18 protein-coding genes and 11 tRNA genes are annotated in these 25240 nt (G+C 52.7%); 3 read left to right on the top strand and 26 right to left on the bottom strand.

Features of this window, described 5'->3' with window-relative positions; all coding sequences use genetic code 11:
- Window positions 1-324 precede the first annotated feature (324 nt).
- The 17 genes from glmM to DQG23_RS30155 all read right to left on the bottom strand — a co-directional run bounded on the left by glmM (window position 325) and on the right by DQG23_RS30155 (window position 18173).
- Window positions 325-1665 carry a phosphoglucosamine mutase gene (gene glmM, locus DQG23_RS30235; protein WP_113034773.1) on the bottom strand — a complete coding sequence of 447 codons (1341 nt, stop codon included), beginning with the start codon at window positions 1663-1665 and terminating at the stop codon, window positions 325-327.
- Between the two features lie 33 nt (window positions 1666-1698).
- Window positions 1699-3126, bottom strand: a complete 1428-nt coding sequence (locus tag DQG23_RS30230) for a CdaR family protein (protein ID WP_113034772.1) — start codon at window positions 3124-3126, stop codon at window positions 1699-1701.
- Complete coding sequence (cdaA, locus tag DQG23_RS30225) at window positions 3119-3949, bottom strand: diadenylate cyclase CdaA (protein ID WP_113034771.1); 831 nt, start codon at window positions 3947-3949, stop codon at window positions 3119-3121. The genes DQG23_RS30230 and cdaA overlap by 8 nt, the downstream gene beginning before the upstream one ends.
- Window positions 3950-4344: 395 nt before the next feature.
- Entirely contained in the window at window positions 4345-4950 is a 606-nt protein-coding gene (locus tag DQG23_RS30220; RefSeq protein ID WP_113034770.1) for a zf-HC2 domain-containing protein, read from the bottom strand.
- Window positions 4951-5023: 73 nt separating this feature from the next.
- Window positions 5024-5605 (bottom strand): RNA polymerase sigma factor SigW, encoded by a 582-nt coding sequence (gene sigW / locus DQG23_RS30215; protein ID WP_113034769.1) that lies wholly within the window; start codon window positions 5603-5605, stop codon window positions 5024-5026.
- Between the two features lie 381 nt (window positions 5606-5986).
- Window positions 5987-8782 (bottom strand): phosphoenolpyruvate carboxylase, encoded by a 2796-nt coding sequence (gene ppc, locus DQG23_RS30210; RefSeq protein WP_113034768.1) that lies wholly within the window; start codon window positions 8780-8782, stop codon window positions 5987-5989.
- Between the two features lie 311 nt (window positions 8783-9093).
- Window positions 9094-9882 carry an ABC transporter ATP-binding protein gene (locus DQG23_RS30205; RefSeq protein WP_113034767.1) on the bottom strand — a complete coding sequence of 263 codons (789 nt, stop codon included), beginning with the start codon at window positions 9880-9882 and terminating at the stop codon, window positions 9094-9096.
- A complete protein-coding gene (locus tag DQG23_RS30200; protein ID WP_113034766.1) occupies window positions 9872-10867 on the bottom strand; it encodes a FecCD family ABC transporter permease in 996 nt (331 codons plus the stop codon). The genes DQG23_RS30205 and DQG23_RS30200 overlap by 11 nt, the downstream gene beginning before the upstream one ends.
- A complete protein-coding gene (gene isdE, locus DQG23_RS30195; RefSeq protein WP_113034850.1) occupies window positions 10864-11757 on the bottom strand; it encodes a heme ABC transporter substrate-binding protein IsdE in 894 nt (297 codons plus the stop codon). Before isdE ends, DQG23_RS30200 begins: the two co-directional genes overlap by 4 nt.
- 170 nt (window positions 11758-11927) lie before the next feature.
- Window positions 11928-13337, bottom strand: coding sequence for an NEAT domain-containing protein (locus DQG23_RS30190; protein ID WP_158560769.1), 1410 nt, complete (start codon window positions 13335-13337; stop codon window positions 11928-11930).
- 55 nt (window positions 13338-13392) lie between these two features.
- Window positions 13393-14364 (bottom strand): NEAT domain-containing protein, encoded by a 972-nt coding sequence (locus tag DQG23_RS30185; protein ID WP_113034764.1) that lies wholly within the window; start codon window positions 14362-14364, stop codon window positions 13393-13395.
- Between the two features lie 284 nt (window positions 14365-14648).
- Window positions 14649-14722, bottom strand: a tRNA-Gly gene (locus DQG23_RS30180).
- Between the two features lie 47 nt (window positions 14723-14769).
- Window positions 14770-14846, bottom strand: a tRNA-Pro gene (locus tag DQG23_RS30175).
- Window positions 14847-14855: 9 nt separating this feature from the next.
- Window positions 14856-14932, bottom strand: a tRNA-Arg gene (locus tag DQG23_RS30170).
- 63 nt (window positions 14933-14995) lie between these two features.
- Window positions 14996-15070 (bottom strand) — tRNA-Gly (locus DQG23_RS30165).
- Between the two features lie 399 nt (window positions 15071-15469).
- Window positions 15470-17128 carry a helix-turn-helix domain-containing protein gene (locus DQG23_RS30160; RefSeq protein ID WP_113034763.1) on the bottom strand — a complete coding sequence of 553 codons (1659 nt, stop codon included), beginning with the start codon at window positions 17126-17128 and terminating at the stop codon, window positions 15470-15472.
- 22 nt (window positions 17129-17150) lie between these two features.
- A complete protein-coding gene (locus tag DQG23_RS30155) occupies window positions 17151-18173 on the bottom strand; it encodes an ABC transporter substrate-binding protein (RefSeq protein WP_113034762.1) in 1023 nt (340 codons plus the stop codon).
- A gap of 385 nt (window positions 18174-18558) precedes the next feature.
- Here DQG23_RS30155 and nrdI point away from each other — a divergent pair, with 385 nt between their 5' ends.
- The 3 genes from nrdI to nrdF are packed head-to-tail and all read left to right on the top strand — an operon-like array spanning window position 18559 to window position 21991.
- Entirely contained in the window at window positions 18559-18918 is a 360-nt protein-coding gene (gene nrdI, locus DQG23_RS30150) for a class Ib ribonucleoside-diphosphate reductase assembly flavoprotein NrdI (RefSeq protein ID WP_113034761.1), read from the top strand.
- Complete coding sequence (gene nrdE, locus DQG23_RS30145; protein ID WP_113034760.1) at window positions 18905-20989, top strand: class 1b ribonucleoside-diphosphate reductase subunit alpha; 2085 nt, start codon at window positions 18905-18907, stop codon at window positions 20987-20989. The genes nrdI and nrdE overlap by 14 nt, the downstream gene beginning before the upstream one ends.
- 30 nt (window positions 20990-21019) lie before the next feature.
- Complete coding sequence (nrdF, locus tag DQG23_RS30140; protein WP_113034759.1) at window positions 21020-21991, top strand: class 1b ribonucleoside-diphosphate reductase subunit beta; 972 nt, start codon at window positions 21020-21022, stop codon at window positions 21989-21991.
- 215 nt (window positions 21992-22206) lie between these two features.
- On the opposite strand, the gene DQG23_RS30135 is transcribed toward nrdF, so the two are convergent.
- From DQG23_RS30135 to DQG23_RS30095, 9 genes are all read right to left on the bottom strand, one after another.
- Entirely contained in the window at window positions 22207-23241 is a 1035-nt protein-coding gene (locus DQG23_RS30135) for an ABC transporter substrate-binding protein (RefSeq protein WP_238178115.1), read from the bottom strand.
- A 117-nt stretch (window positions 23242-23358) separates the two neighbouring features.
- Window positions 23359-24189, bottom strand: a complete 831-nt coding sequence (locus DQG23_RS30130; RefSeq protein ID WP_158560768.1) for an AraC family transcriptional regulator — start codon at window positions 24187-24189, stop codon at window positions 23359-23361.
- A 384-nt stretch (window positions 24190-24573) separates the two neighbouring features.
- A tRNA-Leu gene (locus DQG23_RS30125) sits at window positions 24574-24656 on the bottom strand.
- Between the two features lie 8 nt (window positions 24657-24664).
- Window positions 24665-24740, bottom strand: a tRNA-Lys gene (locus DQG23_RS30120).
- Window positions 24741-24745: 5 nt separating this feature from the next.
- Window positions 24746-24820, bottom strand: a tRNA-Gln gene (locus DQG23_RS30115).
- Between the two features lie 9 nt (window positions 24821-24829).
- Window positions 24830-24905, bottom strand: a tRNA-Thr gene (locus DQG23_RS30110).
- An 18-nt stretch (window positions 24906-24923) separates the two neighbouring features.
- A tRNA-Val gene (locus DQG23_RS30105) sits at window positions 24924-24999 on the bottom strand.
- 11 nt (window positions 25000-25010) lie between these two features.
- Window positions 25011-25085 (bottom strand) — tRNA-Glu (locus DQG23_RS30100).
- A 10-nt stretch (window positions 25086-25095) separates the two neighbouring features.
- Window positions 25096-25171: transfer RNA gene (locus DQG23_RS30095), tRNA-Thr, on the bottom strand.
- Between the last annotated feature and the right edge of the window lie 69 nt (window positions 25172-25240).

Raw genomic sequence — 25240 nt, 5'->3', positions numbered from 1 at the left:
TTTCAAAAACCGCTATCCACCTTTCCATTTTGAGTCATAATCAATAATATTCATTTTAGCTCGGATGCGCAACAGATTTTTTGCGACAATATTCGCGGACACGCTCCGACTCGCCCTCAGTCGCAAGAACCCCCGACTTCGACATCGGGGGTCCGTCTTCGACAGCTTGCAAGCGGCTTTCGTCGCTCACGCTCGACGTCGGCGACAGAACGCACGCAGCGGTCTACCTGCCGAACCTGAAAACCGGCTTACATCGTTTCACGTTCGACACACAGCGGCGGCGTTGGAACGCACGCAGCTGCTACCGGTCGAGCATACAGCGGCTTACGCCAACTCGCGTTCGATGACGTCGGCGATGGAGCGAACGCAGCGTTCCACCTGATCCTTCTCCGGTCCTTCGGCCATGACGCGGATAAGCGACTCGGTTCCCGAAGGTCTGACCAGAACGCGGCCGTTATCGCCCAGCTCTTCTTCCACAACGCGAATCGCTTCGCCGATCGCAACATTTTGCTTCCACGTGCTCTTGTCTGCAACGCGGACGTTAACCAGCACTTGCGGAAACTGGCGCATAAGCTTGCGCAGCTCGCTCAGCTTCTTGCCGGAGCGCACGACCGTATCGGCCAACTGCAGCCCTGACAAAATACCGTCGCCCGACGTGCTGTAATCGAGGAAAATAATATGGCCGGATTGCTCGCCGCCGAGGTTGTATCCGCCTTTGCGCATTTCTTCCATGACGTAGCGGTCGCCTACGGCCGTTTGCACCGTATTCAGTCCAAGCTCGCGAGCCGCCTTAAAAAAGCCCAGGTTGCTCATCACCGTCGTCACGATCGTGCCGTGGTTCAGCTTCCCTTGCTTGTTCAACGCATCGCCGCAAATCGTCAGCACAAAATCGCCGTCTACTTCTTCTCCCATCTCGTCTACCGCAATCAAACGGTCGGCATCGCCGTCAAAGGACAGACCGATGTCCGCCTTCTGCTTCAGCACCTCGGCGCGCAGCGCCTCCGGATGCGTCGAGCCGCAGTTGTCGTTGATGTTGCGGCCGTTCGGCTCCGCCCCGATCGTGATCACTTCCGCCCCCAGCTCGCGGAACACGCGCGGCGCAAGCTCGTATGCAGCGCCGTGCGCGCAGTCGAGTACGATTTTCAGCCCGGCAAACGATGAAGATACCGTCGTTTTCAAAAATTCGGCATACTGCCATTTCAAATCCGCGTCATCCCTCAACGCTCCGAGATCTCCGCCGACGGGACGAGGCAGTTCGTCCGACTCGGCGTCGAGCAGACGCTCGATTTCAAGCTCCTTGTCGTCAAGGAGCTTGAAGCCGTCTCCGCCGAAAAACTTGATGCCGTTATCCTGAACGGGGTTATGCGACGCCGAGATCATGACCCCCGCATCCGCTCCAAGCTTTCTGGTCAAATAAGCAACCGCCGGTGTGGATACCACGCCTAGCCGGATTACATCGGCGCCGATAGAAAGAAGCCCGGCTACGAGCGCAGCCTCAAGCATCGGACCCGAAATACGCGTATCCCGTCCGATCACGACCTTAGGCTGCTTGGCTTGGCCTGTAAGAACATAGCCGCCGCAGCGGCCGATTTTATATGCGAGCTCCGGTGTCAGTTCCTGATTGGCGACGCCTCTCACGCCGTCCGTTCCAAAATATTTCCCCATAGTATTTATACTCCCCCGAATATACTTAATAGTTTAGTTTGTTTTCTTGCCGTCTCCCCCGGCAGGCGCTCCTGAGCTTTCGGAGCTTTTTGACTGTGTAGGCGTTATCGTGGCCGTTCCGCTGGAAGCAGTCGGAGACGGCACAGGTGTAGGTGACGGCGTAGGCGAACCGCTTCCCCCTGCAGGAGGAGCGGTCGGCGTTTCCGTCGATTCTCCGCCCGTAACCGGCTTGGACGGCTGATTCGCCGTAATTTCAACGACTGCTTTCAGCGCAGGCTGCTGAGCGGCCTGCATCAAAAACGGCGGCAGATTCAAGGTGATCGGAAGCTCCTGGGTACCGGAAGCCGCGTTCGTAACGTCGACAACCGCTTGAATGTCCTGAGGCTTCAGCTTATCCAGCAGCGCCGGAGCTCCTTCCACCGTAACCGCCAACTGGCTGCCTTCGGGAGAAATGAGCTTGGCGGTATAACCCTCGCTCTGTCCGATCAGCGTGATCGGCACCTTCTCGACGACCTTCGTAGCTGAAGGGACCACGGCGATCTTAATCTCCGCCTTGGCCGGATCGACCCGGGTGACGCCCTTCTTAAGCGGAACGTCGACCGATAGCGACCTGTCTTCCTTAAGCCCGTTCAAGTCGATCTGCAAGCCGTCGTAGAACTCCATTTTATCCAGTATATCCTGAGGTCCGAAAACGGTGACTTGCTCCGGCTTCGTGACCGATGCCACACTGAAGCCTTGAGCAGGCCGGCCGACGAATTTAACCTGCAGCGGCATCGCTTTGAGCGGGCTCGTAATCGGCACCTCGACATCGACGACCTGCGGGTTGATCACGCCGTCGATCTTCTTTCCATTCTTGTCGTAGGCGACCAGCTTCACCTGCTTCGTCACCGCTCCGTTCGCCTTGTCCACGCTGACCTCGCCTCGCGCCGATTCCACCGCGTTGATCTGGCTTTCCGGCACCGTTACCTGCACGCGCGTCGGCTTGACCACCGGCTGCCCGGCTTTATAGCCTTCCGCAGGCGTACCCGCCACATTGATGGTGACCGGCACTTGCTTCATTTGCATTTCCTCAAGCTCAGCCCTCACGAAAGCAGGCGTCGCCTCCGCCGTTACCGTGCTAGGCGCTCCTATTACTTTAACGGGAAGCGAATGAACGCCGCTTTTCATTTGGGTCAAGTCGAGCTCGACGCGGATTTTGGCCGTATCGACCTTGCGTACCGCATCCGACCGCCCGCTAAGCACAACGGTAACTTCCGCAGGCTGAATGGAGCGGAGCGAGTACAGCTCCTGATCGTATTTGGCCACGATGCTCACATTGCTGATCGTTTGATTCCGCAGCGTCGAGCCCGTATTGCCGCTTGAAGTGGTCTGCACGTCCAAATGAACGACCACCCACAGCAAAATGCCGATTACTAGGGCGATACCCTTCACCACATTGTTATTGCGCAGCCATTTATCCATTCGTCTTGTCCCCCTTCCCTTTCCAGAAGGTGAACGTCGTCTTCTCTTTCACTTTCGGCTTCAGCTCCGAGTGAAGCTTGGAGATGAGCGATTCCTCTTTAATGTCGCGAACGACCATCCCATTGATGGCCAGCGAAACTTGTCCGGTTTCCTCCGATACGACGACGGAAATCGCATCCGACACTTCGCTCATGCCGATTGCCGCGCGGTGGCGCGTGCCGAGCTCCTTGCTGATAAACGGATTCTCGGACAGCGGCAAATAACAGCCGGCCGCCATCAAGCGGTTTTGCCTGATGATGACGGCTCCGTCATGCAGCGGCGTGTTCGGGATGAAAATGTTGATCAGCAGCTCCGACGTAATTTCGGAACCGATCGGTATGCCCGATTCGATATACTCGTTCAAACCCGTCTCCCGTTCGAAAACGATCAATGCGCCTATGCGCCTTTTGGATAAGTTTGCGACGGTTTTCATAATTTCGCCGATGCGCTGATTCACTTCCTGGTCTTCCTCGGCGGTCGAGCGGCTGAACAGCTTGCCTCTGCCGAGCTGCTCGAGCGCACGTCTCAGCTCCGGCTGGAAAATGATAATGAGCGCAATCAACCCGATGTTGAACATTTGCGTCATCATCCACTGCAGCGTGTTCAGATGAAACGTAATGCTGAGCGCCCAAGTCACCATAACGACGAAAATGCCTTTAAGCAGCTGGATCGCTCTTGTACCGCGCAGCAGCATAAGCAGCTTATAAATTACATAACTTACGATCAGCACGTCGATGATTTCTTTAATGGAATCTTTAAACGACAGCTCGGTCAAGTAGTCCATTCTAAGTCCCCCAGTAAAGCCTGTCTCTTTCCGGATATGCGTTTCGGGACTCCCCGTATGTTTGAGTCGAAGCTAAGCGCCTGCAGACGCCTTTTACGCTCGCGTTTACCGTATGTGTAGACACGGCTTCCGCGATATGTTTGCTGGCAAGTTCAAAAAAAGTCGACTTTTTGAACTTCCGCTATTTTATGTAAGTCTTAGTATGCCTTATCTTAGATCATACCATATTCAAGGATAAACGCCTACTCGACGTCATTTGGACTGTGTGTTTACCGCAGGTTTGGCGCTGCATCCACGATATACTTTCCGCTAAACTCAAATAAAAAACCTCCCCTTTCAACAATTGAAGGGAAGGTTTTCAGAAAATGCGCTTGTCTTGCTGTCCCGCAAGAGTCTTATTTGGCAACGGATGACACCCATTCGTTCACCTTGTACCACACCCACTCGATCGTTTGATCGATCGGTTTGATCTTACCGGCAATGTGAGCGGTAGAAGCCAAATTGTAGGTTCCGTCGATGACGATCAGGTTCCCTTTCACTTCGCCTTCCACTTCGACCTTCCCGCGCTGCACCAACAAATCTCCATTTACCGAACGACCCGCCGGGACATATACGGTATCCCCTTTAATGACGACTTCATCCAGATGCGACACTTTGACCATCATATCCGTATCCTGGTCCCAGAAAGTAGCAAAGCTGCTCAGCATGACCAGCAAAAATACGGAGGCGACCGAAATCGCCGGATGCCGCTTCACCCAATGCATCCACATCTTGCGGCGTTTGGGCTGCGGCAGCGAGGAGATGATCCGGGCCGTTAATTCATCGGGCGCATGACTGCGCGGCAGCGTCTTGACTAGCGCTTCCGTTCTCTCAAGCTGCTGGAACCGTGCACGGCAATCCTGGCAAGTCAGCATATGCCGCTTCAGGGCCGTTGCCTCCGAGCTTGTAAGATCGCCGTCCAAATAATCATGCATCAAGGGGAGCGCTTCTTTGCAATTCATCGGTCAGCCGCTCCTTTCTGCCACCATACTGTTTCTATTTTGGTATACCATACGAATGAGCTCACGATATGTTTCATAAATTTTTGCCGCCGTACTCATTTTCCAGCTTTTTGCGTAAAAACTCCCTGCCGCGATGCACCCTCGTTTTGACCGTCGTAACCGGCATATCCAAGACATCGCCGATCTCCTGCAGAGACATATCATGCAAATAACGAAGAATGACGACGGATTTGTACTTTTCCGGCAGCGAATCGATCGCCTTGCGAATGTTATGCTGCGTTTCCGACAACAGCAGCTCGCTTTCCGGGGTCGCCTCGTCGCTCGGCAGCAATGAATACCAGTCGGAGCCTTCGCCGTCCGGCATTTCGGCATCAAGCGAATAATTGGCTTTCCGCTTGCGCAGCCGGTCTATGCATAGATTGGTCGCTATCCGATAAATCCAGGTGGAGAACTTTTGATTTTCATCGTAACGCTCCAAGTTCGTATACACCCGCAAAAACGTTTCTTGCACGATGTCCTCCGCCTCGTGCGCCTGGCTTAACATCCGGTAAGCCAAATGGTACAGCTTGTCTTTATACATGTCGACCAATTCGGCGAACGCCCTTCGATCGCCGTTTCGCGACAATTTGGCAAGCCGCGTCTCCACATAGTTCACTAGATCTCCTCCAACCCGGGTTACCCTGCCCGCAATCGATGCTGTCCCGAACCGCCGCATCGTCGGCTTCTCTGTATGTGGTCCCCTGTGTCCGCCTCATAAAACAAAACGTCTTTATATATTGTAATCAAAAATTAAGCTTTTGACGAATTTCTCGAAGCATAACCTTTAATTGGCGAACTGGCAATGATCCGCTGCCTGTTTAAGGTTCCTGCCTCCATAAAGAAAAGGAGCCGCGCAGCCTTACGTATAAGGTTGCCGACTCCTGTTCGTTCGATCAAATTGCGCCGTCAACCGTTCCGTTAAAATACTAATACGAAGCGGCTGTCGCCACGTTTCAACTATTAAAATTTATCTTTTATCCAATCCGGACTAGGTCGATCAGCCCGTATTCCGCAAGCCTGCCGCAATGCCGTTAATGGTCAGCAGCACTTCTTTAAGCAAGCCGTTGTCGTCTTCTCCGCGCCCGCGAAGCTCGCGCAGCTCCGTCAGGAGACCCACTTGCATGTAGCTCAGCGGGTCGACATACGGATTCCGCAGACGAATCGATTCCTGCAAAATCGGAACATTTTCCAAAATGCCGTCCTGCCCTGTAATCTCCAGAATCAGCCGTGAGGTCAGCTCATATTCTTCCTTGATAAGCGTAAAAATACGAACAGCGACGTCCTGATCCTTGACCATGCTGCCATACTCGTTCGCAATCGTCAAATCCGCCTTGGCCAGCGCCATCTGCAGATTGTCGATCGTGGAGCGGAAGAACGGCCACTTGGCGTACATAAGCTGGAGCTGCTTCATATTGTCCGGATTATCCTGCAAAAAGCTTTGCAAGCCCGTTCCGGCCGCATACCAGGCAGGCAGCAAGTAGCGGGTCTGCGTCCATGCGAATACCCAAGGGATAGCGCGCAAATCTTCGAAGCGGTCGCCGTTTTTGCGCTTGGAAGGACGAGAACCGATGTTCAGCTCGCCGATTTCCGGCAGCGGCGTCGTTTCTTTGAAAAATCCGTAAAAATCCGGATCGCGGAAAATAAGATCCTGATACTTGTTCTGGGCCTGCTCGGAAATGCCGAGCATAATTTCCTCCCATTTCTCTTCGGAAACGTCGTTCTGCGGCTTCTTCGCCATGACGGCGGCCGTAATAAGCGCCCATGTCGCCTGCTCCAGACTCCGGTACGCTATGCCTTTGATCGCATAACGCTGCGAGAGCACCTCGCCCTGCTCGGTAATCTTGATGCCGCCTCCGACCGTATCCGCCGGCTGCGCCAGTATGCTCCGGTTGAGCGGCATGCCGCCGCGTCCGAGAGCGCCGCCCCGGCCGTGGAAAAACTTCAGCTTCACGCCGAATTCGTTCGCCGCTTCCGTAATGCTCTTCAACGCTACGCGCAGCTCCCAGTTTGCAGTCAGAACGCCGCCGTCCTTATTGCTGTCCGAATACCCAAGCATGATCTCCTGGAGCTCGCCCATAGACTTGAGGCTGTCCCGGTAAGCCGGAATCGCGAACAAGGTGCGCATAATATTGGGAGCCGCATGCAGGTCGTCGATCGTTTCGAACAACGGAACTGGCTGCAGCGTACAGATCACTTGCCCGCTGCGTTCGCGCCGGTACAAGCCCACTTCCTTGCTGAAAACCATAACCTCAAGCAGATCGCTTGAATCTTGAGTCATGCTGATCAAGTAGCTGTTGATGCAGTCGCGCCCGAATTCCTCCTGCGCCTTGCGGATTGTCCGGTAAACATCCAAACATTCCTGCGTCGATTCGGTATACTCCAAATAAGGCGATGTAATCGGACGCGGATCATTCAGAACGCCGGTAAGAAGCGTCACTTTTTCTTCTTCGGAAAGTGCGGCGTAGTTGTCCGAGACGCCCATTTTCTGCAAAACTTCCGTCATCGCATTCTCATGCTCTTTGCTGTGCTGTCTGACGTCCAGCGCCGCCATATGGAAGCCGAACAGCTCGACTTGACGAATCAGTTTGCGGACGAAATTGTCGCTAATATAGTCCGCGTAGTGGCTTCTCAGACTGCGATCGATGATATGCAGATCCTCAAGAAAGTCGGCGGAGCTATTGTACCGCTTCGGATCGTTATGTCCCGCTTGGGATTGCCCGATGTTGCGGAGCTTCTCGATCATATATTTAAGCTTAATCCGGTACGTTTCTCTATCATTGCGCCAAAGCTCTTCCGGCTTTAGCTCCAATCGCTCGCTGTCGCGTTTTATCGAATCGACAAGCTCGACGGAAACGGCGGCGATACTGTTGCTGAAGCTCATATGCCCCATCAAGCTGCGAAGCGAGGCTTCATATTTCCGGAGCGCAAGCGAGCGCTGCATGCCGAGCGTTTCCCATGTAATGCGGGAGGTAACGGAAGGATTTCCGTCGCGATCCCCGCCGATCCAAGAACCAAAACGCAGAAACGACGGCACATGCCAAGATTTATTCGGATAATATTTATTCAAACAGCGTTCCAGCTCCCCGTAAACTTCCGGCAGAACCTCGAACAGCGTCTCATCGAAATAATACATGCCGTTCTTCACTTCGTCGATGACCGTCGGCTTGCGTTCCCGCAGCTCGTCGGTCTGCCACAGGGTCAGCACCTCGCCGAGAAGCGTTTCGCGAAGCTGATCCCGCTCCCGGTTCGTCAGCATCGGATTGTCCAGCTCCAAAGCCTCTTTGGCGATGCGCTGATGAATATCAAGAACCGCCCGGCGGGTTGCTTCCGTCGGATGTGCCGTTATAACGAGCTCAAGCGAAATGCGCTTCAAAATGTCATCCACTTCATCGGCGCCCGTCCCATGCAGGCTGAGTTCCTTCACGACGCTTTCAATCGATCCCGGCTGGATCGACTCTCCGGCCGATCGTTCGTAATCGCGTTTGCGGCGAATCCGATGATTCTGCTCGGCAATGTTGACAAGCTGAAAGAAAATGGCAAATGCACGAATAACCTTCTTGCGCTTATCGGGAGCAAGAGAGTCAAGCGTGCTCTTAAATTGATCGTATACCTCATGCGTAAATTGCGCTCGCATGGACTTGCTCAATTCTCTAATTTGCTCCACGATAGCCAATAGTTCGTTACCGCCCTGATGGACAAGCACTTCTCCCAGAATGCTGGTGAGAAAGCGTACGTCGCGGCGCAGCAGTTGCTTTGACGAATCATTCGACAAGGGGTTTCTAGCTTCCGACATAATTACCTACCTTCCTATCTGGAAAACCATATCATGATGACGTAACCATTTTGTCACATTCTTATTATTTTATCATATTTATCGCTTTTGCGAAGGTTGTTTTCCAAAATGAAAGCGCATAACGCAGGAAGTTTTTCAGCGGATCTACCACTTCCTTGCCGCAAAGACGTTGTCAACGGAGTCTGATGCCATTTTCTGGCGGACTTACTGACTCGAGCATTCTAAATAAACAGCAATAACCCCTCAAAGGCTTAAAGCCTTGAGGGGCTGCTCCCGACTGTCCGAAAAACGGAGGAAAATAATTAGTCCTGTTAGCGCCTGATCGAGTCTTGGATGCCGACAGGGACGATGTATATGCCCGTATTTTCCTCTTCACCCACAATGACATGAACGCCGTAAATCTCCCTGACCCTCTCCGAAGTAATGACCTCATGCGGCAAACCGTGGGCGACGATCTCTCCGTCCTTCATCGCAATGATGTAATCGCTGTAGCGAATCGCCTGGTTAATATCGTGCAAAACCATCGCAATGGTCAGGTTGTATTCGCGGTTGAGCCGTCTGACGAGCTCCAGTATCTCCAATTGATAGTACATATCCAGGAAGGTGGTCGGCTCATCGAGAAACAGCATGGGCGTTTTTTGCGCCAGCGCCATGGCCAGCCATACCCTTTGCCGCTCCCCGCCGGATAGCTTCTCGACGGAAGTATCCCGCTTCCCGGTCAGATTGGTGCAGGCCAACGCCCATTGAATCGCTTCCCGGTCTTCCTCGCCATTGCCGCCAAACCAGCTGCGATGAGGAATGCGCCCGTATCCAACCAGCCGCTCTACCGTTATATCCGCCGGAGCGCTGTTCTGCTGATGAACGACCGCCAGCTTGCGGGCCAGCTCCATGGCGGAATAACGATGGACCGCCTTGCCGTCGATCACCGCCTTACCGGATTGCGGATGATGCAGGCCGGACATGACCCCGAGCAAAGTCGATTTTCCGCAACCGTTCGGTCCGATAATTGTCGTGATTTTGCCGCCGGGAAGAGCGGCCTGAATGCCCTTCAGATGTTCCTTCCGCTTGTCATGAGAGAAGACGACCTGGTTAATTTCCATACATCCGCCCTCCCCTCTTCAACAAGATGAGCAAAAACGGCCCGCCGATCATCATCATGATGACCGAAGCAGGAATTTCGACCGGTTGCGCCACGATTCTGCCCAATGTATCAGCGACCAGCACCAGCAAGGCGCCGGCGAGCGCGGAGAAGGGAAGCGATACGCGATGTTCGGAGCCGACGCAAATCCGGGCGATCGCCGGCACAAGCAAACCGACGAAAAAAAGAAATCCGCCGACAGCAGCGGCCGAACTGGCCAGCAGCACCGCTACCGCCGAAAGGGCAACACGTGCCCGGACGACATGCAAGCCGAGGTTTTGTGCGGTTTTGTCCTGAAGCAGCAGCATATCGCACCAGGGGAACAGGACATAGGCCAGAATAAGCCCGATCGTTCCGTAAATAAGCAGCAAGCGCACGTCTCCCCAGGTCGTCAATGAAAACGTTGATGCGCTGATCAGATTCGCTTGGCCGATGGAAGAGCGCACAAAAGCCGGAACCAGTTGCCCGATGCCTGTAAAGATCATATGAACGGCAATGCCGACCAGCACCATCCGCAGCGGACTTAACCCGCCCTGCCACGCAAATGTGTAAACGAGCAGGCACGCGACGGCTCCTCCGATAAAGGCAAACAGCGGCGTCCAGAAAAACAGCATCGGAAACAGACCGGCCAAAACCATTGTAAACACGCCGGCGCCGGCAGAAATACCGATGATCCCCGCGTCCGCCAGCGGGTTGCGCATCACAGCCTGCAGCAATGCCCCGGATACGGCTAACGTCGCACCGGCCAGCATCGACACGAAGATTCTCGGGAAACGCAAATCGCGAATAACATCCACGCGCTCATCCGTTCCGCTCAATAAGCCTGCGATCAATTCCGGGGCGGTAATCCGGATGCTCCCGGTGATCGCCGCATACAGAAACACGGCAATCAGAGCCGTCAGCAAACCGGCAAACATGGCAACAAGCTTTATCGATCTCCTGTTCATTCGTACAACATCCTGATCAAATCGTCCAAAGCATCGCTCACGGCCATATTGCCTATCATCCCGAACCGCGATTCTTCCAGATCGTAAACGCGTCCCGTCTTCACGGCATTAAAATGCTTCCATATACTATTCGTCCGAAACTCCTTGTCGAACATCTTGACCACCTCATCGGGCAAGCCGTGGGCAGCACGCAATATGATATCCGGATTCGCCTGCTGCAGATGCTCCGTGTTCGATGCGACATATTCCACCTGTTCGCCCTGAACGACATTAACGCCTCCCAGGCTTTTCACCAAATCTCCGATATACGAATGTTCCGTTGCAACCAGATAACTGCCGGGGATGCCCATCAGAATAAGCACGCTCGGCGCCGGCTTGCCGGCTATCGCCGCCTGTACTTCCCCCATCTTCTCCCGATACTGCCGCGCAACCCGCTCCGCCTGCTCCTCACGCCCATACCGCTGTCCAAGCTTAAGGATCGTCGCATTCATACTCTCCAGACTCGTTAAATCGAGAAAATCAGCCTTAACGCCAGCGCTTTCATACTTTGGGCCCAGATCATATTTCAGCGTCGTGACCGACAACACCTCGTCCGGTTTCAGCATACGCACCAATTCCATATCGGGGCTCATCGGGCTTCCAATCTTCTTCGCCCCGTCATAACGGGCCGGAAGCTTCTTGCTGCTGGTTGGCACGCCTACCACATCGACTTCCAGAAGGTCCAGAATCTCCGTAATCGCCACCGTTGTGGAAACAATACGGGGGGAGGTCTGGACATCCGCTTTCGCCGCCTGCTCCTGCGTCTTAGGACCGGGACTCGCAGCCAGAGCGGCTGATTCCGCATTGCCGGGCGATGCGGTCGTCGCGGCTGCAGGATCGGGAGCGGTCATGCAGCCCGGCAACAGTGCGCCCACGAAGAACAAGCATATTGCCAGCAACCCGTTCCGAGCCATTAATCGATAATTCCTCTGTATCGTAATCACCCCTCTGGCCAAAAGGGATGCCAGTGTCCTGACATCCCCATTAACCGTAAAACTATTGTGGACTTTGCCTATTTTCTTTACTTCGCTGCGGAGCTCGCCAACAATTTAATAACCAGTGTTACGATTTCTGCGCGCGTCGCAATGTCCGCCGGAGCGAATGTATGCTCGCTGCGGCCGGAGATCAACCCGGCTTCCACAGCGGCAGCTACCGAAGGCTGCGCCCATACCGGGATGCTGCCGGCATCGCTGAAGGACGGCACAGCGCCATCCGTTACCTTAAGCCCCTTCGCTTTGGCAATAATAACGGCCAGTTCCGCTCTATTGAGGCTGGCATTCGGACGGAATGCCCCATCGTCATAACCGCTCATCAATCCTGCCGCGCGAACTTGCTTGACGGCAGCCGCGGCATAGCCGGGAATGTCCGCTTCATCCGAAGCATTCGGAATTTCCACTGCCTGATTCAGCTTCAACGCATTTGCAAAAATAACAGCAGCCTGCGCTCTCGTTATTTGGTTATCCGGTTTAAAGGTATGATCTTCGTAACCTTGCACGATACCGTGTTTAACCGCTTCTTCAATGGCTGTTTTTGCCCAATGCTCCTGAATGTCGCGGAAAGTCGGCTGTGCAGCTTCTCCGCTGCCTTCCGATGATCCCGATGCGGCGCTCAAAACAATTTGCGCTTTATGTTTCATGACGCCTCGCGGCCCCGCGTTAACTTCCAGCGCGATATTTTGCTTCTTGGTCACATCAGTGACGACGATCCCCACCGTGCGGCTGTCGGCATCCTTGTCTTCGCTCAGAACGACCGAATCGACAAATTTTTCGCCGTTTTCATACTGAAACGCAGTAATCATGGAGCTGCTGAACAATGTGAAGGTCAAGAAATACGCGCCATCACGCTCGTAAAGCTTTCCGGTTTTGCTAGCATAGTTGCCCAGGCTCGAAGGCTCGTCCGTTCCGTCTTTCAGGACGGAAAGCTGCACTTCGTTAGAACCGTCCGTTGCTTCGGCTTCTTCCGCAGGCTTTGACCCTCCCGGCATGCCGGTCGTGTCGAACGACAGTTGAACGTTATATTCGCCCTTGTAATTCATCGCCGGCACTTCTACAACGAACCGGGCATTGGTCTTCTCGCGGATATTGCCCACCCGGAACTTAACCGTCCGCGTATCAGCAGCCTCGTCTTGCCCTGTGACCGAAGCCGCTTGCAAGGTTCCATCCTGTTCGACTTCAAACTTGGCAATCCAGCCGCTTTTCAGCAGCGTCAGCTCGGCATAGCCAACCCCGTCTTCCACGGTCACCTTCGCCGGCTTCTGCACATACTGATCGGCCGCCGAAACTTCGTCGGTACCGTCTTTTAATACTTTGAAATCAACTTGATACGCGCGCTCCGGTTGCCCTTCGCTTTCCGCGGCGAATGCCGGTACTGCCGAAAAGATCAATAACAGTGCAGTCAATAAAGAAATAAGATTCGTCCATTTTGCTCTCAATGTGTTCAAGCTCCTTTGTGCGAAATTTCTACTGTTATGCTGATTATTGCTCATACTAGGAATGCGCTTGCCGCTTTCTCCTTTTATGCCGGTAGGCAAATACGATGCCCAAAGCGCATCCCGCTAAGACAACCGGCATAATCACCAGCCATGTGCTGCTCCCTGACGCAACATCCTCAGAATTGTCGGACGGCTCCTGATCGGCCTCTTGCCGAACGCTCCCGCTCTCCGCCGAATCCGAGACGCCCGTCGCCACCGCGCCACCGCCCGATGCCGCAGGAGCGGCGTTCTCTGCGGAGCGTTCCGGTTCTGCGCCTTTTTCCGGCCCGGATGACTCTTGTTCCTGCTGTTTCGGCTCGGATGCCGAGAGCTCCTGCTGCTTCGGTTCAACAGCCGGGGACTCCTGTCGCTTCGGCTCGACTGCCGGGAGCTCCTGTTGCTTCGGCTCGGCTTTACCCGGCTCGTTCCGCGTATCTTCTTTCACCGAATCGCTTGCTTTGGCTTCCCCGCCTGCGCCGGCTACGGGTTCATCGGGTAGGCTCTTTCCCTCCGCTACCGGTGCAGACTCGTCGAGCAGCTGATCCGTCTTAAACACCAGCCGAACGGTATAGGCATGATCGTAGTCCAGCTCGTCAATTTTCACATGAACAGCGAGTGCAGCCGGCACAAGCAGATCCTTATGCGGAAGCCGGAATACTTTCGTATCCTCGGCCTCATTGGCATCCACAGCTTGCAATTGAACGCCGTCGGGTCCCGCCGGATACTTGAGCGACGTTATCCATTTGTTGTGATTCGTCTGAAAATACACAACCGCTTCGCCGTTTCGCACTTCTACACGGGCCGGTTTCTCAAAATAATCATTGGAGATGGATACGGATTCATCGTCCGGTTTTTTTACCGTGTATTCTACCTCGTACGTGCCGTCCGCCAGTTTGGCTGCCGCAGCTTCGTTATTTCCGGCGAGAAAAAATAATGCGATCACCATCACCGCCGACAATCCCCATGCCGTGATCGTATCTTTTGGCATTATCCAACAGTCCTCCTTACACGCTCGTCGGCACCGCTGTCATCCAGCGGCATGTCCATCGTTCCCCCACCTCTTTCTTTATGTACAACGTACACAGCGCAAATTTTGGTAAATGACCTGACTTCTTTCAGAATACCATTGGTTTTAAATCAATATCAATAATAATAATCATTCTCAAGTGAAGAAAGTATGAACATTTGTTCCAACCGCCTTCTCGCTCCCGCACACAGCCCTGAAACAACAAAAAAAGCCTTATATGCTAAGGCTTCATAGTTTTAAAATTATGGAGCGGGTGATGGGAATCGAACCCACGCTACCAGCTTGGAAGGCTGGAGTTCTACCATTGAACTACACCCGCAAATATCATCTGCAAAAGCTGAAGCTTCTGCCGATTTGAAAACTTAATGGTCGGGACGACACGATTTGAACATGCGACCCCCTGGTCCCAAACCAGGTGCTCTACCAAGCTGAGCTACGTCCCGAAGTATGAATGGCGTGCCCTGAGAGATTCGAACTCCCGACCTTTTGATTCGTAGTCAAACGCTCTATCCAGCTGAGCTAAGGGCACATTCATGAAGTTGTANCAAACGCTCTATCCAGCTGAGCTAAGGGCACATTCATGAAGTTGTAATGGAGCGGACGACGGGAATCGAACCCGCGACCCTCGCCTTGGCAAGGCGATGCTCTACCGCTGAGCCACGTCCGCATGTAACTTTTGCTGTTATCCTCACTTCGTTTAGAAGCAAGTTGTTCAGCAGCGACAAAATCTATTGTATCAAATCCTCAACCAGTTTGCAAGCTTTTTTTGAAAAAGTTTTTTGTTGAGGATGCCGGCGCCTTTAGGGCAGTTGAACCCCACAGTCTTTCTTGAGTGAAGCTCGTTTCGCTCAATTTAGCGACATCCGTTATATTATCAGGTTTTTCCGCCGATTGCAAATATTTTTTGAATTTATTTTCGATCCGTTTTTTTTGAGCTTTTTCCGAGCTGGAAGGCCTCCCCCTTCACTGTTCCGGAGCGAGCTGCTGGAGGCCTAAACCTTATTGAGGACATTCAGTAACGATTCGAAACCGTTAAACTTTGCATGATGCGGTCGGCTGAGCGATGTCATGTCCAAAGAGCGGGGAAATGCTCCAGCGCAAGCTGGCTCGTTAACGCATCGTCCAAATTCCAGAATGCTTCCAGACAATGGACCTTGCCGGAACGAACGGCGGGCAGCCGCACCCAGCTCGAGCAGCAAGCAAGCTCCGAAAGCACGGCCGATACGCGCAGATCCGGACGAACAAAAACGAACAGCCGGTCTCCCACGGCATATTGATCGAGACGCTCGGGAGTTATGGATATGTAATAATGGCCGCGAACCGGGCGCAAGCGTTGTATCCGCTCGTCCATGCGAAATCCGAGAGGGTGATACAGCAGTTTGGCCAGCCCGCGTTGACGATGAAGCAAATAAAGCTTGAGATTGCCGTCATAGAACAGCACGGTCGCCGTTTCATCGTCGGCTTTGCGGGCTTGAAGCTTCTGCCACATCCGTTCCCGGCGCAAGTCGTATGCGTTCAGCCAGCGATCCGCTCGTTCTCGTATGCCGAGAACCTCCCCCAGTTTTTGCAGACGGCGATACATGGGCGCATATTCGTTCACCACAATCGTCGGCGCGATCGCGGAAAGCTCCGGGTACTTGTCGCTCCCATAACGGCTGAGCAGCACAAGATCGGGATTCAGCTCGCGAACCTTATCCGGGCTTAACGGGAATCCGATCTCGCGTGTAAGTTGTACCTTGCCCAACAAGGGATCGTTATCGCAAAAACGCAAATTCGCGCCGACGGGCGAAATGTCCAGCGCAAGCAAATCTCCCAGAGTGCCGCCGTCGTCATAAACGATGCGACTGAGCGCCGCGGGAGAAGGATGCACGGCCTCCTGCTCCCGCGGCGCGGAATGCTTGGGGTTATAGATCCGCGCATATTGGCCGGGAGATACGCCGGTCAGCAGCTTGAATCTGCGATTAAAATAATGCTCGTCGCTGAATCCGACCCGATGAGCCACTTCCCACACTTGCTCATCGGTACCGCTCAGCCGTATTTTTGCCTGCTCGATTCTTAAATGGATCAGGTAGCTGCTTGGCTTGGTCCCGGTCAATTTCTTGAATATGCGGAGATATTGCCAGCGGGGCAGCTGAGCCATATCCGCAAGCTGCTGCACAGTGATGACCCGGTGATAATGGTTTTGCAAATAATCGATCGTTTGTCCCACCGAACTCTCAGGATCGCGGGACTGCTTCTCCAGCGCGCTTTGTTCCAAAAGCAGGAGAAGCAGAGACAGAAAATCGCGGTTCCATCGGAGCTGGATCAGCCCGTCTTGCCGGGCGTCTCCTTTCTCCCAAAGCCCGGCAAATTCGTTGAGAACGGATGCGGGCAGCCGGGTACCTTGGGACAACCGCTCCAATATACTTTGCAGGGCTTTATCGTCCGCACCGGCATGAATTGCCGTAAAGGACATCAGACAGGCTGCGCACGCTCTCCCGTTACCGGTAATAACGGCTTCGCTGCCGGGAGAAATCAAGAGGCAGGTCCCCGGCTCGGCCATTCGTCCTTGCCCCTCGAACTTCACCTCCGGCGTTCCCTGAAGGACCAGAAGGAGCCGGTATACGTCTGCCCGTTCGCGTTCAATCGGAACCTGTTCATCGCTGTCGCAGGTCAAACGCCGAACGGCCGCCAATACGAATGTGAACGGAAGCGACCGCCGGTCGTTTGATGAAGATGAAAACATAGGTCTGATCTCTCCTGTTGGCTTACTCGAAAGTCTCGGTTTCCAAAATCCGCGGAAAAACCTCAATGAGCTTGCGGGTAGTAATCAAATCACTGTCATTGTATTCGAGCGGAATGTAATGCGTCTTGCCGTTTTTGACCGGCGGAAGGCTTTGAAAAATTTTGCTCTGTTTCAATTGCTTGAAGCCTTCTTTGGCTTCCGCATTGTTCGCATAGAGCAGAAACAAGCGATCGGCGATCAAGGTGTCATGCAGCGCCTCCTCCGTGATTTCTATGTAAGGCGAACCGGAGGATGGCGACAAGGATGCGACCTTTTCCGACATTTTAAAACCCATAGGGTTGTTGATCAGGTCGAACACGCCGAAGTTTTTCATCAAATACATGCTCTTGTTCCAATAATAAACGACGACGGCCGCCGTTTCTCCTTCGGCTATTTTTCCTTGCGAGCGCAGCTGCTGCCACATCGCCTTGGTTTTGTCCTCCAGCTCGGACAGGATGGCCTTTGCCTCCGCTTGTTTGCCCAAAATCTCGCCGATTTCGGTAAGCCGCTTTTGCAGCGGCACCGACTCGTCAAAAGCGGCCAGAGGCCCGATTTTCTTCAGCATATCGTATTCGTTATCCTGTGTCTCGTAACCCATGATCGTCAACTCCGGTTGCAGTTCGACCAATTGCTCCAAGTTCGTGGGCATGCCCAGATCGGGCGCTTTGGCGCTTAAGCTTTCATGCACCGATTTCAAAATGGCGGAGTTGCTCATATAACGGTGCGGGTAACCGACTGGCTCAAAACCCAATTCCTTGACGTCAAGTATGGCTCCCGATCCTGCCACAACCGCAATCCTCCGCGGATAAACGGGAATTTCGGTTTTTCGGCCTTGAAAATCCGTATACGTTTTGAACGCTTGCGGCACTTCGGCGGCGGCAGCGTTTTGTTGTTCCCCAGATGATGCGTCGGACGATTTTGTGGATGCCGCGCCGCAAGCGGCTAGCAAAACAAACAATAGAAGGATTGATGCGCTTTTACATAAAGCGAACCGTAGTTTGTTCATAGTTTCCCCGTCTCCTGTACGATTTGTGTGCTCTCTTGCAATTGATAATGATAATCATTATACTTGAGCCACCTTTAGATTACACTACGGATTTTGAAAACATCAATGGATGGAAATGACGACCTTTTGCACAAAGAAAACAGCGCGGCGCACTAAGAAAGAAGCGAAAATCGCTCTCTTCCAATCGATAATGAAACTCATACTCGTACATTTTCATTCCATCTACCCATTGACACCCACAATATATTGATATAAATTATGGTAGAACCAACTACATATTGATTAAAATACTGGATTGCCGATAGACAAACAATGCGACGACCCGGCCTGAGGTCCGGGATCCCTCGCCGCCTGAGCCGCTATCCGGTCCGAAGGAGATGCTCACGTGCTTATCGCTTACGATTCCAAAACAGGGAATGTAAAGAGATTTATTCATAAGCTGAACCTGCCGTCCGTTCAAATCGAGGACGCGATGACGATCGGCGAACCGTTCGTCTTGGTTACCTATACGACAGGCTTCGGTCAGGCGCCTGCGAAGGTGCTGTCATTTCTGAGGCACAACTATAATCGGATGATCGGCGTTTCGGCCAGCGGAAACCGCAACTGGGGAGACCGCTTCGGGGCAAGCGCGGATCTCATTGCCCGCTTGTACAATGTTCCGGTCTTAAGCAAGTTCGAGCTTTCCGGCACGTCCAAGGACATCGAAATATTCAAGAGAGAGGTGAGCGCAGTTGCGTCATATTGAACTCAACAACCTGCTGATGCAACGCGATTCGGACGGTTTTTTTCAGCTGGAAAAAGACCGGGAGGCCGTCGGGGCTTTCATGGCCGAGGTGGAGAGCAAAAGCGTCAAGTTCTCGTCCACTGCAGAGAAGTTGCGCTATATGATAGATGGAGATTATTACGAGAATGTCTATGAGCGCTATACGCACGAAGAGGTCGAGAGAGCGTACGACCTGGCGCATTCCTACAGCTTCCGCTTCCAATCGTACATGGCCGCGTCTAAGTTCTATACCGACTACGCCGTCAAAACTAACGACAAGTCGCTATATCTTGAGCATTATCCCGATCGCATCGCGATTGTTGCGCTTCACCTGGGGCGCGGCAGCATCGATACGGCACTGAAGCTGACGGCCGCGATGATGGAGCAGCGCGTGCAGCCGGCTACGCCGACCTTCCTCAACGCCGGAAAGAGCCGGCGCGGCGAGCTGGTCTCCTGCTTCCTGCTGGAGATGGACGACACGCTCAACTCGATCAACTATGTGCTAGGCACATGCATGCAGTTGTCCAAAATCGGCGGCGGCGTTGCCGTCAACCTGTCCAAGCTGCGCGGCCGCGGCGAGCCGATCAAAGGCGTCGAAGGCGCCGCCAAAGGCATCATGCCGGTGCTTAAGCTGATGGAGGACGCGTTCTCCTATGCAGACCAGATGGGCCAGCGTAAAGGTTCAGGCGCAGGTTACTACAATATCTTCGGCTGGGACGTAATGGAGTTCCTTGACAGCAAAAAGATCAACGCCGATGAGAAAGCCCGGCTGAAGACGTTATCGATCGGCTTGATCGTACCTAACAAGTTTTACGAGCTGGCCGCGGCAAACAAGTCGCTGCACGTGTTCGGGCCATATTCGGTATACAAGGCTTACGGCGTCCATCTGGACGACATGGATTTAGACGAGATGTACGAAACGCTGCTTGCCGACGAACGAGTCAGGAAAAAAGCGGTGATGAGCGCCCGCGACATGCTCGTCAAGATCGCCACGACCCAGCTTGAATCCGGATATCCTTATATCATGAACCGGTCGAATGCGAATCGCGGCCATGCGCTCAAAGGAATCGGCTCCATCAAGATGTCGAATCTGTGCACGGAAATTTTCCAGCTGCAGGAGACGTCCGAGATCGGCGATTACGGCCAACCCGACGTCATTCGCCGCGATATTAGCTGCAATCTGGCGTCGCTTAACATCGCCAACGTCATGGAGCGGCGCAAAATTCGCGAGTCCGTGCATGAAGGCATCACGGCACTCACCGCCGTCAGCGACATGTCGGTCGTCGCCAACGCGCCCGGAGTCGCCAAGGCGAATGCGGAGCTGCATTCGGTCGGGCTAGGCGCGATGAATTTGCACGGCTACCTGTCCAAACATCATATTGCTTACGAGAGTGCGGAAGCCCGCGAATTCGTCCGCACGTTTTTTATGATGATAAATTTCCACTCGCTGGAGAGAAGCATGGAAATCGCCCGTGAGAAGGGCAAAACATTCGCCGGCTTCGAACGTTCGGAATACGCGAGCGGCGCTTATTTTGAACGCTACACAAGCACCGACTACGGTCCGGTTACGAACAAGGTGAAACAATTGTTCGAGGGCATCCCGATTCCGACACCCGGGGATTGGGCGGAGCTGGCTGCGGCTGTGGGCGAGCATGGTTTGTACCATGCATACCGTTTGGCTATAGCTCCGACACAGAGCATCTCCTATGTGCAGAACGCCACTGCGAGCGTCATGCCGATCGTCGAGCAGATCGAGACGCGTACGTATGCCAACTCGACGACGTATTATCCGATGCCTTATTTGAGCAAAGACAACTTTTTCTATTATAAATCCGCGTATCAGATGGACCAGTTCAAGGTGATCGACCTTATTGCCGAAATCCAGGCGCATGTCGACCAAGGCATTTCGACTGTGCTTCACGTCAACAGCGACGTGACGACCCGCGAGCTGGCGCGCTTCTATCTTTATGCGGCCAAGAAGGGACTCAAGTCTCTCTACTATACCCGAACGAACATGCTGTCCGTCGAGAATTGCATTAGCTGCGCGGTTTAATGGATGTACAGGAAAGGGGAAGGTTTATCCATGAGTGGCATCAAAGCCGTTAACTGGAACCGGCCGGATGACGATTTTACAAGTATGTTCTGGAGCCAGAACCTTATGCAGTTCTGGACCGACGAAGAAATTCCGCTGTCGGACGACAAGATGTCGTGGATGGAACTGAACGAAGCGGAACGCACGCTCTACAAAAAAGTGCTGGGCGGCCTGACGCTTCTCGATACGGTGCAAGGAGGCGTCGGCATGCCCAAAATTTTGGAGCATGTGGACGGGCTGCAGCGCAAAGCGGTGCTCGGTTTTATGGCGATGATGGAGCAGATTCATGCGAAGAGCTACAGCAGCATTTTCACGACGCTTGCCGCCACTGAAGAAATTGACGAGGTGTTCCGCTGGGTCGAGGAAAACCGGAATCTGCAGATCAAAGCGGATACGATTTCCCAATACTATAAAAATATCAAGACGCGCAAAGACCTGTATCTCGCGATGGCCGCATCCGTGCTGCTCGAGAGCTACTTATTCTACAGCGGCTTCTTCTATCCGTTATACTTGGCGGGACAAGGAAAGATGACAAGCAGCGGCGAGATCATCGACCTCATTTTGCGGGATGAAAGCATCCATGGCGTCTACGTCGGCCTGCTTGCCCAGGAGGTTTTTAGCGAGTTGGAGGCCGATGAACAGGAGCATGCCGGCGAAACGCTGCTGGGACTGCTGCATTTTCTCCACCAAAACGAGCTGGAGTACACCGAAGAGTTGTACGCCGGGTTAGGGCTGGCGGAGGAAGTCAAGACCTTTATCCGCTACAATGCGAACAAAGCGATGATGAATTTGGGACTTGAGCCTGTTTTTCCCGAAGAAGAAATCAACCCGATCGTGTTCAACGGTATCAGCACGAGGACAAAGCAGCATGATTTCTTCTCGAAGAAAGGGAACGGCTATGTGCGCACACTGAATGTCGTGCCACTAACGGACGATGATTTCAAATTCGATTTTGAATCCTAACAAAGACAAGGATAAACAGCTTCGCCTCCCGTTGAGGACAGGCGCGTTTACCGGTAAAATCGAACAATCCGCGGCGGGGACATACTTTCCGGGATTTTGAACACAACCAGTCGGCTCTCCAATGAGAACCGGCTGGTTTTCCGTATACAGCCTCGGAAGCGCTATGCCGTCTGCCTCGACATAGTCCGTCGGCTGACTTGAAGTAACCCAAAGTATTATTTCATGCCCTCTATAACGGTTTCCAGGCCATACTTTTGACCGATGGGGCCAAGACCGAGAGCGAGCTCGCCGTTTATCGGGTAAACATGATTATTTTTAACCGCCTTCAACGACTTCCATACTTGGCTCTTCTCCCACTCATCCGTCAGCGCCGCTAACGATTTATCCGTGTAATTAAAATATCCAAGGAAAATATGGTCAGGATCTATTTGGCTTAACCCCTCCAGCGTTAACTGCTCAAAATTAGTCATCTTTTCCACGCTGGGCGGGGAAGTCAAATCAAGCCCTTCATAATAACGCGCCAAAGTTGACGGCGGCATGACATAAACCGCCTTCTCCCGAACTTGCACGAAAAGTACCGTCTCCCCTTTTCGAGCTGCCAGCTTTCCTTTGCCTTCGCTCTGCTTCGCGGTAAAATCATCGATAATCGTTTTCGCGCGTTCTTCCTGCCCCAAAATGCTGCCCATCAACGTTACAACCTTAGGCCATTCGTTACGCACGTTGATCTTCTCTTCATCGATCCAAACGGTTGGGGCGATTTGCTCCAATTGCTCTTTAATCGCTTTGTTCGTAGTGCTTCCTGCAACGATCAGATCCGGCCCATAAGCAAGCAGTGTTTCCAAATTGACCTTTGTGTTCTCGCCTATGACTTTAATCTCTTTGAACTTATCGGCATATGGTTTGAGAACATCTGAACTCAAGGCCGAATTCGCCGCCGCGAAAGGAACCGTTATCCCTGCGGAACTCTGATCAAAAGGCAACAGCATCTCAAGAAGCTGCCAGGACGCCAATGCGACCTTAGCCGGCCGTTCTTTGATCGTGATATTCCCGCCTGCGCTTTCGACTTCACGCGGGAACCCAGGCTGGGCTGCGGGCGATTGTTTCGGTTGCTCGGAAGCCGGCGCGGCCGTCTTCCCCCCGTTTGGCGAAGCTGTCGGACTCCCTTGCTTCTGCTCCTGATTATTGGATGTACAAGCTGTCAGCATCAACAATAAAATGAATAATAAAATACCGGCACCATTCTTTTTCATTCTCTCTCCCCTATCGATCGCTTAAATGATATTGATTATCATTATCGATTATAGCGGTAGATGATTAAAAATGAAATGGCATATATCCTGTACTTTTGATGCGATAAATTCCGATGGTTACATTCGCTTTCCCACGATTCCGTGTCCGGATTTAAGATCGCTTGGCGCAACGCCTTTGTATTTCTTGAATATTTTGCTGAACTGGTAAGGATCGCTATAACCTACGCTTTTCCCGATCTCGCGGATTGAAGCATTTGTCGACAGCAGCATTTTTTCTGCAATATTAATTCGATAACGAATAATATAGTTGATCGGACTGACTCCCGCCACTTTATAAAACAATTCGGCAAAATACTTAGGACTGATTTCATAACGGCTGGCTAAACTAAACAGCGAATGAGGCTCTTGAATGTGGAGATGAATATACGTCATCGTTTCTTCAATCATGACTCGGTGTTCATTAACCTGCAGTTTCTTGGATGAAATACGCGTCTCATTAAGAAAATGATAAAATAAAGTTTTTACTTGCAGCTCGGATTGAATATCGCCTTGGCTAGAAAACTCGCACATTTGCTCCAATATCGTATAAATTTGTGGACTATCGCCGATCGTTACCTGATAATGCTTGTACGTTTCCTGCATGTGAGGATTCCCCATCAAGCTTGTCTCATAGAGCACCCGGTAACATTCGAAAAACTCGTCTCCCGTATTCCAAGCCTTTAGCCACATATCTGAGCAGCTGTGCACGATTGTTCCCGGCTGCAGACCATATGTATGTGTATCCAAAAGAAGAACGCCCTGACCCTGCTTAATGATAGTGAACGAAGGCTTGATTGTCCGGTAAGAGGTAAATAATTCGCCGGGTTTTTTGATGAATTTCATCACCGTGCCTATTCGAAAATTGCTGTCGGACCATTGCTTCGATAGCACATTCCAATCGATTTCCATAAGTGAGCGGGCACCGCCTTCGGCATTAGGTTCTTCCACCATTATAAATGATAACCATTCTCACATAAAGAAAAATAGATTCGTACATACAGAACCACATTCCTTATCCTATCGAACCGAGCGTTGCTGTAGGGAAATGACTGTCTTAGACCCTAATGTCGCTGGCAGGAGAACTCAAGGCTCGTGCAGGTTATACTAGGACGAATCCTTCCGTGACGATACCGGTCGCGAAATAAAGCAGCTTCAGTTCAGAAGCCATAGCCCTTTGCCTCATTACCTTTTTCCAGCCTGCGTCAATACAAAAACAAAAAACGCAAGTTCCAGGCTGCTTAGCCGTAGAACTTGCGTTTCACATTTATTATAAATGTTGCTTGAATGTAAAGATGGTGCGCGTAGAGGGACTTGAACCCCCACGGTCGCCCGCCAGATCCTAAGTCTGGTGCGTCTGCCAATTCCGCCATACGCGCATAAAAACTGGTGAGGCATGTAGGACTCGAACCTACGACACCCTGATTAAAAGTCAGGTGCTCTACCAACTGAGCTAATGCCTCATAAATGGCTGAGGATCCAGGATTTGAACCTGGGCATGACGGAGTCAAAGTCCGTTGCCTTACCGCTTGGCTAATCCCCAATACAAACATGGTGCCGTCGAGAGGACTTGAACCCCCAACCTACTGATTACAAGTCAGTTGCTCTACCAGTTGAGCTACAACGGCATGTACATATTTAGATAATGGTGGGCGCTGACGGGATCGAACCGCCGACCCTCTGCTTGTAAGGCAGATGCTCTCCCGGCTGAGCTAAGCGCCCGTTAAAAATAATGGTGACCCGTAGGGGATTCGAACCCCTGTTACCTCCGTGAAAGGGAGGTGTCTTAACCCCTTGACCAACGGGCCTAGAAACTTCTGGAGCTTCCAACCGGAATCGAACCGGTGACCTCATCCTTACCATGGATGCACTCTACCTACTGAGCTATGGAAGCATATGGCTCCCCGAACAGGACTCGAACCTGTGACAACTCGATTAACAGTCGAGTGCTCTACCAACTGAG

Origin of the sequence: Paenibacillus contaminans (assembly GCF_003285015.1) — a bacterium.
Classification (GTDB): domain Bacteria; phylum Bacillota; class Bacilli; order Paenibacillales; family NBRC-103111; genus Paenibacillus_V; species Paenibacillus_V contaminans.
The sequence above is the reverse complement of the archived record's forward strand: the minus strand, read 5'-3'. Positions and strand labels throughout refer to the sequence as shown.

What these genes read in the sequence shown, in the direction of transcription:
- DQG23_RS30185 (WP_113034764.1), bottom strand. Translation starts at nt 14,364, where the DNA reads ATGCCAAAAGATACGATCACGGCATGGGGATTGTCGGCGGTGATGGTG.
- glmM (WP_113034773.1), bottom strand. Translation starts at nt 1,665, where the DNA reads ATGGGGAAATATTTTGGAACGGACGGCGTGAGAGGCGTCGCCAATCAG.
- DQG23_RS30160 (WP_113034763.1), bottom strand. Translation starts at nt 17,128, where the DNA reads ATGTTTTCATCTTCATCAAACGACCGGCGGTCGCTTCCGTTCACATTC.
- DQG23_RS30205 (WP_113034767.1), bottom strand. Translation starts at nt 9,882, where the DNA reads ATGGAAATTAACCAGGTCGTCTTCTCTCATGACAAGCGGAAGGAACAT.
- DQG23_RS30135 (WP_238178115.1), bottom strand. Translation starts at nt 23,241, where the DNA reads ATGAAAAAGAATGGTGCCGGTATTTTATTATTCATTTTATTGTTGATG.
- DQG23_RS30230 (WP_113034772.1), bottom strand. Translation starts at nt 3,126, where the DNA reads ATGGATAAATGGCTGCGCAATAACAATGTGGTGAAGGGTATCGCCCTA.
- DQG23_RS30155 (WP_113034762.1), bottom strand. Translation starts at nt 18,173, where the DNA reads ATGAACAAACTACGGTTCGCTTTATGTAAAAGCGCATCAATCCTTCTA.
- DQG23_RS30130 (WP_158560768.1), bottom strand. Translation starts at nt 24,189, where the DNA reads ATGGAAATCGATTGGAATGTGCTATCGAAGCAATGGTCCGACAGCAAT.
- DQG23_RS30200 (WP_113034766.1), bottom strand. Translation starts at nt 10,867, where the DNA reads ATGAACAGGAGATCGATAAAGCTTGTTGCCATGTTTGCCGGTTTGCTG.
- ppc (WP_113034768.1), bottom strand. Translation starts at nt 8,782, where the DNA reads ATGTCGGAAGCTAGAAACCCCTTGTCGAATGATTCGTCAAAGCAACTG.
- DQG23_RS30220 (WP_113034770.1), bottom strand. Translation starts at nt 4,950, where the DNA reads ATGAATTGCAAAGAAGCGCTCCCCTTGATGCATGATTATTTGGACGGC.
- cdaA (WP_113034771.1), bottom strand. Translation starts at nt 3,949, where the DNA reads ATGGACTACTTGACCGAGCTGTCGTTTAAAGATTCCATTAAAGAAATC.
- isdE (WP_113034850.1), bottom strand. Translation starts at nt 11,757, where the DNA reads ATGACCGCTCCCGATCCTGCAGCCGCGACGACCGCATCGCCCGGCAAT.
- nrdF (WP_113034759.1), top strand. Translation starts at nt 21,020, where the DNA reads ATGAGTGGCATCAAAGCCGTTAACTGGAACCGGCCGGATGACGATTTT.